Annotated in this window: 8 protein-coding genes; 7 read left to right on the forward strand and 1 reads right to left on the reverse strand. The window is 43.5% G+C overall.

Annotated elements, in window-relative coordinates; translation table 11 throughout:
• The 7 genes from RLO19_RS19105 to RLO19_RS19135 all read left to right on the forward strand — a co-directional run.
• On the forward strand, positions 1-217 hold a 217-nt coding region (locus RLO19_RS19105; RefSeq protein ID WP_446358967.1), incomplete at its 5' end, for a roadblock/LC7 domain-containing protein.
• Positions 218-835: 618 nt separating this feature from the next.
• Positions 836-1,213 carry a hypothetical protein gene (locus RLO19_RS19110; RefSeq protein WP_446358969.1) on the forward strand — a complete coding sequence of 126 codons (378 nt, stop codon included), beginning with the start codon at positions 836-838 and terminating at the stop codon, positions 1,211-1,213.
• Positions 1,214-1,615: 402 nt separating this feature from the next.
• On the forward strand, positions 1,616-3,610 hold the full coding sequence (locus RLO19_RS19115; RefSeq protein ID WP_446358971.1) for a tetratricopeptide repeat protein: 1,995 nt from the start codon (positions 1,616-1,618) through the stop codon (positions 3,608-3,610).
• 334 nt (positions 3,611-3,944) lie between these two features.
• Entirely contained in the window at positions 3,945-4,070 is a 126-nt protein-coding gene (locus RLO19_RS19120) for a hypothetical protein (protein ID WP_446358973.1), read from the forward strand.
• Between the two features lie 198 nt (positions 4,071-4,268).
• The gene (locus RLO19_RS19125; protein ID WP_446358975.1) at positions 4,269-4,916 is read left to right on the forward strand and encodes a GTP-binding protein; all 648 of its coding nucleotides are present in this window, start codon (positions 4,269-4,271) and stop codon (positions 4,914-4,916) included.
• A gap of 381 nt (positions 4,917-5,297) precedes the next feature.
• Entirely contained in the window at positions 5,298-7,424 is a 2,127-nt protein-coding gene (locus RLO19_RS19130) for a pentapeptide repeat-containing protein (RefSeq protein ID WP_446358977.1), read from the forward strand.
• Between the two features lie 334 nt (positions 7,425-7,758).
• On the forward strand, positions 7,759-10,071 hold the full coding sequence (locus RLO19_RS19135) for a pentapeptide repeat-containing protein (RefSeq protein WP_446358979.1): 2,313 nt from the start codon (positions 7,759-7,761) through the stop codon (positions 10,069-10,071).
• A 39-nt stretch (positions 10,072-10,110) separates the two neighbouring features.
• Here RLO19_RS19135 and RLO19_RS19140 read toward each other — a convergent pair whose 3' ends face one another.
• On the reverse strand, positions 10,111-11,466 hold the full coding sequence (locus tag RLO19_RS19140; protein WP_446358981.1) for a D-alanyl-D-alanine carboxypeptidase: 1,356 nt from the start codon (positions 11,464-11,466) through the stop codon (positions 10,111-10,113).
• Between the last annotated feature and the right edge of the window lie 165 nt (positions 11,467-11,631).

Raw genomic sequence — 11,631 nt, forward strand, 5'->3', positions numbered from 1 at the left:
AGCGGCGATGCTTTCTTTAGGTGAACGGATTGGTCGTGAATTAGTTCGCGGTACAATTGACCGGATCTATGTCGAGGGTGAAAAGGGCTTTAGTGTCTTGACCAGTTGTGGTGAAGATACCGTCTTTCTGGTTCTGGCGACGAAAGAGGCTAAACAAGGACTTTTGATGCTGGAAATCAAGCGCACCGTTGGGGAATTGCGGATGGTTCTGGCGTAATCACCTTGAGGGGTAAGGGTTTCTTCACTTGTGCAGCAAGCCCTATGTAGGGTGGGCATTGCCCACCCTACCCATGTTGAGATGATCAATTAAACAAACAGTTGTGGTGAAGATACCGTCTTTCTGGTTCTGGCGACGAAAGAGGCTAAACAAGGACTTTTGATGCATAGTCCGAGGGGGATTGTGCAATCAGCTACCCGCCCTTTAGATGTTGGGCAGCTTAGTTGTGAGTTTTGAGTTGCCAGAGAATTATGAGAACTATGGTACAAAATTATAAGAAATGTTAACAAAATCCATTTAGTGGGGATTGGTCATCGTGGCGAAAAATTATGGGGGAGTCGAGGGCATACCGTTACCAGATTTATGAGGCTAAACAGCCCAAGACTTCTATCTATAGATAGACGATCTTGAGTCGAGGCTTGACCTATATTATGAGTCAGACCGTCTTAGCGATCCATAAATGGTCTCCCTTGATTGTAAATTTTTTTGAAAAAAAGCTCATTTCTCCGGAGAAGTTCACTATACTGGATTTCACCTTCGTAATTTCTTAAGTAGCAGAAATTGATTAAAGGTTTGTTACATAAAGACCATTTTTTACCCCCGATAGGAGGAACATCCATGGAAATGACAACCCGTGACAACTTAACAAAGGCTTATTCACTCAACGAAAAGGTCAAAGGCTTCTTGATTTGGACATTTACTCTAACCGTATGTCTATTAGTGGCAGGGTTTCCGCTGATTGTCTTAATGGTGGCGCTCGGAGCAATCATGGCGATTTCCTTGCAATCGCTTTTGCCGATTAGTGCCGTTTTGCTTGTCGCCGTTGGTTTGATTGGTGCGAATGTTTTCGGGATTTTATTCGGAGCCGCCGTATTAACCTTTAAGGGTGTCAATCCGAAGGAAGTCCGTTGGTTGAGCTGGTTACATGGTGAACAGAATATTCTGCATAAGTCAATTTTTGCAGCTTGCCCACTTACCTGTGAAGTTACAAAGTAGCAATCAACTTGGTGTGCAAGAATTTGTAAACATAGCTTGATAACAGCGTAACTTTTTTGTCAAATGGTAGTGTGGCCCGGCTTTGACCGGGTTTTTTCATGGGGAAAGTTATTTGTAAGGGAACAGGGACTGACGTAAGCTGATTTAATTTTATTGAAGATAAAAATTAAGTAAATTTGAGTGATGTAACGCTTATATATGGCGTTTTATAAAAAATTGAGTCAGGATAGATTTAAGGGAATATCTATATTTTTTCAGAGTAAAAATTGAGGATACGATAGGTGACAACAGGTGGTTGTCAGTTTGTATTACCCGTAAGACCAAACCCATTCCCAGCTTAGGTTAGGGTGACTAGGCTGAGGTGATGATGATCGGCAAGGTGATAAACCATTGGAGCAATCGATGAGTGGAAATAAATCAAGGTATGAACTGCACTTTCATGGTTTAGTGCAAGATGCGGTGACGGTTGAACCCAGTCAAGCGAAACGAATTTATCAGCAAAGGTTGACTCAACCGACTTCGATCTATGAGTTACCGCTGCCATTGGCTGATTTTATAGGTCGCCAAGGGGAACTCGAAGGTATAACTAGGGTGCTAAGACAGGCAACATCGGGTCAAAAATTCCAGGCAGCGATCGCACTCGTTACGGGTGTCGCTGGTGTGGGCAAATCTGCTTTAGCTGTGCAAGCGGCTTATCAGTTACAACCGGAGTTTCCCGATGCTCAGCTTTATGTCAATCTGCGCGGGAGTGAGGGGCAACCTCTCGACGCTTTAGACGTACTCGCCGGGTTTGTGCGGGTTTTGGGTGTGGAGGATCGGTCAATCCCTCAAAGTCTGAGTGAGCGTTCTCAACTGTATGATTCTCTGATGGCAGGGAAACGGGTATTAATTATCCTTGACAACGCCCGCGACGAGTTTCAGATCCGTCCTTTGCTGCCGCAATGTTCTACTTGTGCCGTGTTAATTACGACTCGCCGCCAGATTAATGGGTTGGAGGAGGCGACAATTGTGGAGTTGCCTGTGATGAGTGAACCAGAAGCGCGATCGCTTCTGGAAAATTTCATTGATGCACAGGTGATGGCGGCTGAACCAGACGCGACTCAACAGATTCTGGCTCAGTGCGATTATCTACCGTTGGCAGTGCGGATTACAGGCGGTTTCTTGCGCCAATTCCCTAACTCGCCATTGGCTGATTATGCGAGCAAGCTTGAGCATGAACGACAGCGGCTGGCACAGATGCACCTGAATGATTTGTCGATGCGCCCTAGCCTTATCCTCAGTTATCAGTCACTGGATGAAGCATCGGCTCGTTTGTTCCGCTTATTGGGACTTTTAGTGGGTGTCAATTTTACAGCGGAAGTGGCGGTAAGGTTGTTAGAGGTGGAATCTGCGATCGCGCAACAATCCTTTGATACTTTGGTGGCATGGCAGCTTTTGACCCCAGAGAGTCCAGGGCGTTACCGTTTCCATGATGTGGTGCGTCGGTTTGCCCGAGGGCAATTGGCGCAGCAGGAACCCGCCGATGTCAGACAAGCGGCTCGATTGAGGCTGAGTCGCTGGTATCTAGAGATGGCTTATATTTTTGATTTGGCGATTAATCCAGAAACTCGTCGCCAGTTTGTTCAATCTTTGGTTAAGGGTAAAGAGCAAGCGCCTACCGAGCGTCATTGGCTTTTGGCGGCTTTATACTGGTTTGAAATCGAGCGACCGAATATAGTAGCCTCGGTTGAGTGGGCGCATCAAGCTGAGGCTTGGGATGTGGTTGTGTCGCTGGCTCAGCATTTGGTTAACTTTTTTAACACCCATGGGTATTGGGGGGACTGGGAACGAACTCATGGATTGGCTTTGGAAGCCAGCCGCGAATTAGGCGATCGCGACAAAGAGGCGCAGACGCTGATTAATTTGGGGAATGTGTATTCTTTAGCTAGTCAATGGGAGAAGGCAAACCAATGTTATCAGCAGAGTCTGGGCATTTTCAACGAGTTGAGCGATCGCCCCGGGGCGGCGAAGACGTTGAGTAACCTGGGTAATGTGTACTTTCAGCAGCAGCAGCGCCAGAACGCAAGGGATTGCTATCAGCAGAGTCTGTCCATGTTCCAGGAATTAGGCGATCGCTACCGAGAAGGTCAGACGTTAGCCAATATGGGTATTTTCTATGCTCAAGATCATCAACCAGCACAAGCTATTCTGTTGTGGCAAGACTCGCTGACTAAACTCCACCCAAACTTGCCCAAGTTTAGACGAGTCGCTGAATGGTTACAGTCGCTCAAAGGACAAAGCGTTGAAACCTCGTCTCCCCCTCAAACCCTGGGGCTGAAGCGTCTCATTCTTTATTGGGGAGGCGCATTTTTCCTCATGATTAGTTTGATTGTGTCCATGATTATTCTGACTGGGTGAAATATCCGAGTTATTTGCTGATTTCCATAGTTACACAACTTTAAGTCTTAACGTTATAAAACTATACAAACATGAAATAATAAAATTGCTAAATGTTCCGGATTGTAGGGCAAATCATGGAAAAATATTGAATAACATTAACCTTATCATTTATTTTTAAGTGAGTTTGTAATTATTGCTTATAATTATTCCGGGACAATTAAAACCCATCCCTGACTCTATTGAAAACTTAATGGTTTTCTTATAAAACAAGCAGACAATAGTCTAAGAAAATTGCTAAAACTATAGAAGACTCTACTTGGGGTTTCATCTAAAATCCAGACCAGAGAAAAATATGAGCCTGAAGTCTTGTGAATTTTTGCCCAAAATGCCAGATCTGATTAGTTTCAATGAGACAGATAAATCCCCGTTAAAATTTCTCACTGATTGGGAAAAAGAAATGGCACTAGAGGTAACATAACAGTTCTACGACGACTTAAGCAGCTATAGCTGAAATAAGTCTCTATTTCTGTATGAGTTGTTCGACAAAAATAAAAGTTAGCTAGTTAATTTTGGGTATAGCAAAATTTTGAATTTTTCTGGTGCGCTGTAGATAGCTGACCCGCTTAACTGATCTGACAGTCATAAATTTAGGTGAAATACTGCGGAGAAAAATATAATGGAAACAATACGTCTTGTCGTTACAGGCACAGTGGGTGCTGGTAAGTCAACCTTCGTGCGGACATTTAGTCAAACAACAGTAATTGATACGGAACGCAAAGCAACTGATAGCACATCATTAATGAAGAAACGAACAACCGTTGCTTTTGATTTCGGTACGCGCACTTTAGGTCGAAATATGGAGTTACAAATCTATGGGACTCCTGGTCAATCTCGCTTTGATTTCATGTGGGACTTATTGATTCGTCGCGCTCATGCCTATATTTTACTAGTAGCAGCCAATCGTTCCAGCTCTTTTAATGATGCTCGCGAAATTCTCTCGTTTATGAACAGCCGAGTCCAAATCCCCATGATTATTGGTTTAACTTGTATGGATTTACCAGGGGCATTAGGTCAGGAGCATATTGCCTTTGCTCTCGGCTTTATGAACGACAAAAACAGACCCCCGATGGTCGCATTAAATCCCAATGAAAAAACGTCAGTTTTTGAAGCACTAATGGTGTTAATGGCTCACCAGTTGTTGCAAAGTAGTAAGGGCAAAGAAAAAGCAAACCTGGAAAATGTCGCAGCCACTCGTCAAGCTGAACCCCTCAAGTCGAGAACGAACTATCAGTGGCCCAAGCAACAGTTTTCATCAGGACTATAAGATTTGACGCCTAGGGTTTCGTGCATCGTTAATAGGACTCCTTCTCCTCCAAGCCAGCTACATCGTTCATGAACTTTGAACCATCAACGACGAAGAAGGTACAAAAGAGGAGCATGGAGCGTGAAGGCAGATAACTCTCAAGTAGGTTGGGTTCCGAAGCAAGTGAAACCCAACAGGCTTTCCCAAGGGAGTTGGGTTACTCTTCAAGAAGGTTAAGCCTACCTACCTCAACCCAACCGACAGCCATGCTCCCGCACAAAACGGCTATTCCTACTACCCCAGCCAAGGAGGTGGAAGGCATAGCCGCTTTTTGATGACTTCCCAGGGAGTTGGACTAAGGTATGATGAAGAGTAGACTTGTGTCAATAAATTTTGGGCATTATGACGGGGCGCATCTTACCAGAGGGCGAACAGTTCAATTTATCAGGGGAAGACCTTTCTGAGACCGACTTGAGTGTTCAGTCGGCTCAAGAAGTTATTTATCAATTTCTGATCAAAATTGTTCATCACAATTCCCCAGAAACTGTATTACAAGAGTTTCGCAAATTATTTCTGGAAAATCATAGTGAGCCTCATCTGGTAGCAGCACTTAAAAAAATTATTGACAGCAAAAATGATCAAGAGTTTAGAAATACCTTAAAACGTTCTTGTTATATTCTAATTAATAATTGGTTATCAAAGCGGAATTATGAATTTATTGAAAACCTGATTCAATTAGTTGGCGAGCTTCCGGTTAAGCCGATCACTCTATCCCCTTCTATGACTCGGCTAAAAGGGTATATCGCTAATTTTGTTGATAGTCACGATTATCAAGAACTAAAATTATTTTCTGCTCCCTATATTGCTGAGGCAGAAGAAAAACGGCACTGGAGTCATCGATATACGGCTTATTTATTAGTTCCTCAATATCTCGACTCTCGCAATCCAATTGAACAGCGAGAAACCGCAAAAAATCTGTCTAGGCGGCTGAGAAAAAATTTTAAATTCGAGCTAGCAATGTATACGGCTCGTTGTGATTCTTCTCATTTAAACTCCGAAAAAAAAATCACGAATCCGACTCGTCTAGGTGCTAACGTTATTCAACTCATTAAAAAACTTAGCTCTCGGCAGATATTGGTCAATTGCCGGAGTTATGCTAATTATTTGAATCAACACGCTCAAAGTCAAAGCTACCAAGAATTTAAAGGAGAATTTAAACAATATTTATTGTTCTTAGTTAACGTCAAAACTTATTCAGAAATACTCGATAAATATTTATTTCCTAAATTAGATAGTCTTTATGAAAATCATCATACCAAACCACTGAGTTTTGAATTGCTCCTGCGAACATGTCGGCGAATTATTGAGTTACTGACGACTGAAGATGGTCAAAAACCTTCAATTCTATTTATTTTACTCACTAATCGGGGCAACCCTTTAACCATAGTCGTGATCCTACTCAAAATTATCCTAATTTGCAAATATGCTCAAACCCATCTTGATGTTTGTATTGCCCAATTAATTCGATATTACGAAAACTCTGCCGAAAAAGATTGTCAGTGGCTGATTAATTTTTTGGAAGTTTTCAATATTGTTTTTGCTATTTGTACCGAAGACATTCAATATAACATTGTTAAACTCAATGGTAATGACGATGAGCAAGATGCTTATGTGTTGGATCTTGATGACTATCGCCTCTTTTCCCAATTGAAAGGAACAGATCTGCGGAGTGCTGATTTGAGAGGGACAGATATCCGGTATATGGATCTCAGAGCAGCAGATTTACGGGAGGTAGATCTGGCGGGGGCTGATTTGAGCAAAGCCGACTTGAGTCTTGCCAAACTCAATCAGACAAACTTAAGCGGTGCCATGATGGAGCGCACAGAGTTAAGCGGTGCCATACTTCAGAATGCCAATTTGAGCGGCGCGAATCTCAGTCAAGCTAATCTACGTTGTGCCGACCTGCAAAAAGCAAATTTATGCCGTGCCATATTAAAAAGTGCTAAACTGCGCCGTGCTAATCTCCAGCAAGTCGATCTTAGTAGTGCTGATTTAAGTAATGCTAGTTTGAATTCCTCGAATCTAGTGAATGCTAATCTTCGCTATGCTGATCTGAGCAATGCCGATCTCAGTAAAGCTCATCTCAATGGTGTGGATCTCAGAAATGCCAATCTTAGAGGCGCTCAACTCAATTGGACTCAACTACACCACGCTGACTTAAGCGGTGCTAACTTAGATCGAGCTGACCTTACTTATGCCAGTTTGTGTCATGCAAATCTTCAGAAAACGGACTTAACCCGCACAGATTTGAGCAATAGTAATCTCAGTAGAAGTGATATGAGGCAAGCTTTGCTGCGTCACGTTAATCTAACTGGGGCAAATCTCAGCCATGCCAATCTTATGGGTGCCAACCTGTTCAATGCGAATCTCACTGGTGTGAAGGTTAAGGGGACTCGATTTGGAAATAATTCTGGACTCTCTGAGCCAATGAAGCAAGAACTTCAGCAACAAGGAGCAATTATTGGGTGAATAAGTCAAAAGCTTGCCCTTGAGCGAAGTGAAGGGTCAATGGTAGCGGTTCCCTTTAGGGACTCAGGTAAACTTGTCAAAATTGAATAACCTACCTTAACAGGCGTTGTCAGCGCCAACTTTGGTTATTTTACCATTTAGAGTCTGTTTAGAGGGGTTCAATTGTTCCCTTTGCCACACCCCACACCCTACACCCTGCACCCCCACTCCCCCAGATGCTACTAATTTTGGGTAGAATATATATTTTCGATGAGGAATATTTCGGGAAAAGGTTAAGCTATAGGTAGTAAGGACAGATATTTACCAGGATTAGTTAACTCAGGTTTTGCCTACTATGGAGGGGCGCATCATACCAGATAATCAGCCATTCGATTCTTTAGCTGATGTAGAATCACAGCAGCAACGGATTCAGCAAGCTCAGGAGGTTATTTATCAATTCTTGCTCGAACGAGTGGAGAGTTCTCCTCCAGAAACCGTTTTGTCTGAATTTAAGCAGTTATTTTTCTCCGGTGAGTGTCAACCCAATCCAGACGTCGCTTGCTCAATTTATGAGCTACTTGAGCAAAAGGATGAGCAAGAATTTAGAAATACGCTTAAGCGGTCTTGCTATATCTTAATTAACAATTGGTCAGCCAGTCGGCGGTCAGACTCTATAGAGGATTTGATTCAAACCCTTGCTGATGCTCACCAACTCAAATCTACTGTAGCTCCAAACCTGAATCGTCTGAGAACATGGATTGCCAATTTTATTGAGAGTCCGGACTATCAAGAACTTAAAGTCTTTACCTTCAGCCATACAGAGCGTCGAGGGTGGAGTCATCGTTATGCTTATTACTTAATATTGCCGCAATATTTAGATTCTCAAAATCCAGTTGAGCAGCGGGAGTTAGCGAAAAAAACGGCAAAACGTTTGAAAGAGAAGTTCAAGTTTGAACTGGCAATGTATACAGTACATTGTGATTCGCCAACGTTTAGAAAGAAACCGCCAGCTAATCCAACTAGACTGGGCAATGGAATTATTCGTCTACTAAAACAACTTATCTCGCGCAAGTTTCTTCATAATTATTCCCATGCGGCTGATTTGTTTGTTCAGCAGAGTAAAACGCTCAATTATTGGGACTGTAAGCAAAAATTTATTGACTATTTACTGTCTTCAACGAGTCCTCAGCAGTCCATTGATTTTGTCAAAAGGACGCTGACCGAAAAACTAGAGACGCTCTATGAGTCGTATCACGAGGAAACGACGACCATGGATTTGTTGCTGCGGACTTGTCGGCGTACCTTAGAATTTTTAACCACAGAAAATGGACAGGAACCCTCCCCGCTCTTTATTGCCCTAACCAGCCAAGGCAGTCCCCTGACGATTGTCATTCTCTTGCTCAAAGTTATTTTACTGTGTAATTATGTCCGCACTCATTTAGATAATTGCATTGCTAGTCTGATTCGTTATTACGAAGGGTATCCAGAAGCAGAATGTCGGTGGTTTATTAACTTTTTGGATATTTTTAATGTTGTCTTTGCTATTTATACTGAGAATATGCAATTTGATGTCGTCAAAATTAAGGAGGGTGAATCAGAGGTTTCTGAGTTGGGAGCTTACCGTATTTTTTGCCAATTGAAAGGCGCTGATCTACGCGGGAGTGATCTCAAGGGGGCTGACATTCGCAGTAGTGATTTAAGTGCTGCGGATTTGCGGGAAGCGAATCTCAGCAGCGCTGATCTGAGTGAGGCGAATTTGAGTCTGGCTAAACTCAGTAGCGCTAATTTAAGTAGTGCCATACTTATGGGAGCTGATTTAACAGCAACAGATTTGAATAGTGCTAATCTCAATGGTGCAAACCTTAATCAGGCTAATTTGAGTCGCTCCAATTTACAAAAAGTTAATCTACGTCGTGCCACTTTGGTCGGGGCGAAATTACGACATACCAATCTTGAGCAAGCGAATCTCAGCCATGGGAATCTTGATCAGGCTATTCTGTGTGGTTCCAATCTTAAGAGTGCGGATTTACGACAAACCAGCCTCCAGTACGGGGATTTAAGTGAGGTTGACTTGAGTGAGGCGAATCTGAGTCAGGCTAATTTAACAGGTGCAGACTTACAGCGCAGCCAATTGGATGGAGCGAATCTCAAGGGGGTAATTTTAGAACAGGCGAATTTGAGCGGAGCGAGTCTAATCAGAGCCGATTTGAGCCAAGCTAATCTCAACAATGCTCAACTGAATCAGGCGATGTTAAGGGGAGCAAATTTAAAGGAGGTGCGATTGCGTCATGCTATTCTTACTCATGCCAATTTAGAAGGGGCAAATCTGAGTCATGCTGATTTTAGTCGTGCTGATTTAAGTCATTTAAATCTCAGGGGAGCCGATTTGAGTCATACGTTTCTGCGTCATGTCAACTTGGCGAATGCGGATTTGAGACAAGCCAATCTCACGGGCGCGAATCTTTTCAATGCTAATCTAAGTGGTGCGAAGGTTGAGGGAGCAATATTTAAGCAAAATGCTGGACTGTCTCAAGCCCAGCAGCGAGAATTAGAACAGCTTGGCGCTACTGTTGAATTTAGTAAACTAACACCCCGCGATCGCAACCCCTGGAAAAATCCCCTTCCTCCACATTCACCTTCCCTATTGCCTCACCAATTTGAGAATTAGTGATTCGTCATTTGTCATTGTTTCCCATTTCCTGTTTTCTCATAATTGGTTGACTATTTCATTGCTAGAGGTTTTACTGGTTCGTTCGGGATTGGGTTGTAAGGTTTCGGGTAATGATTGAACCGATCCCCACTGGCTAATAAAATTTTGCAGTAGTGCTTCTTGTTGGGCGCGAAATCCTTCAAGGTTGTAACCCATATTCATTGTAGAGAACCAGATAATTTCCTGCTGCTGCGTGGGTAAAGCTCCCCCTAAAGCGCTGACACTATTTAAACTTCCGGATTTAACGATGGCGAATGGGGGAAGAGAACGTTCGTTTAAAATGCCTTCATCTTGTCCGACAATCGCCAATATATCGCCAAGGCTCATGTTATAGGGTTGAAGATATCGGGCAATGGCTAGAAATAAACCGGAAGCCGCACGGGGAGAAATTTTATTTTGATCGCTTAATCCAGAACCGTTGACTAAGCTAATTTCCCCTTGAGGAACGCCTGCGGCGGCGGCGGCTTTTTGGGCGACAACATTAGCCCCTCCCACAGAGTTGGCGATCATTTCTGCCATTTTATTATTGCTATATTGATTCATTTTTTTGAGTAGTTCAGCCAGGGGAAAGGACGAGTGGCGGATCAGGGGTTGGACATTACTGGGGGGAGTGGGAGAGACTTGTACTGAACCCGCGATCGCAACTTGAGGTTTAGGAGTATCTGGGGGTAGGGTTTGATACTGGGTTTGGGCTTCAGGAGTCCACAGTTGAGCATTTAACCCTTGTTTGAGCAGTGTCCCTGATTTAAGTGGGTCAAACTCAAAGTTCATGTAAAATTTGCCTGTGATGATTAAATTACCCGCCACCTGCTGGATACCCATCTGATTCAAGAGATTTCCCAACGCGATCGCTTCTTCCCAAACAAAGAATGGATCTTCTGCGCCTGCGATAACTAAGTCTCCCTGGAGGACACCGTTTTCCACCGCCCCTGTTGCGCCAATCAGGGTGATGAACTGGTGATCCGGACCAAAGGTTTGCAAAGCGGCGAGGGAGGTGGCGACTTTGGTGATAGAAGCCGCAGGTAAGGGGACTGTACCTTGATAATTCCCTAGAAGAGTATTCCCCGCCTGTATCCAAATCCCATGATTTTCCTTGGCAAATCCTTTGGCGGCTAAACCATTCATGTATTGCACAATTTGCCCTTGGATCGCCGGATCGGGATTATCCGGGGAAGCGAGTGAGGGAATAGCCGGTTTTTGCGCCAATTCTGCTTCTGCTGGACTTTCAGCTACTGAAACACTATCGATTTCGTTGACGGAGGGTTGGGAGAGATTAGATTGAGGGGAACATCCAGCGGTAAAGGTTACGAGAGTCAGGGATAGTACAGTCGTCAAGGGAAGGGGTTTGAGCATTTTATATAAAAAATTAGGAGTTTTCGATTATCGAAGCGCCTTATATCCCACATCCTTTTAGGTGTGGGATATAAGGCGGGTCATCGGAGGCACGTAGATGACCAAATCATCCCTTGTTTCTAGCCATTCGCTAGTAGCACATCACTTAGGCTATTAGCATTAATC

It is taken from the genome of Coleofasciculus sp. G2-EDA-02, assembly GCF_040226375.1.
Taxonomy (GTDB): Bacteria; Cyanobacteriota; Cyanobacteriia; order Cyanobacteriales; family Coleofasciculaceae; genus Coleofasciculus.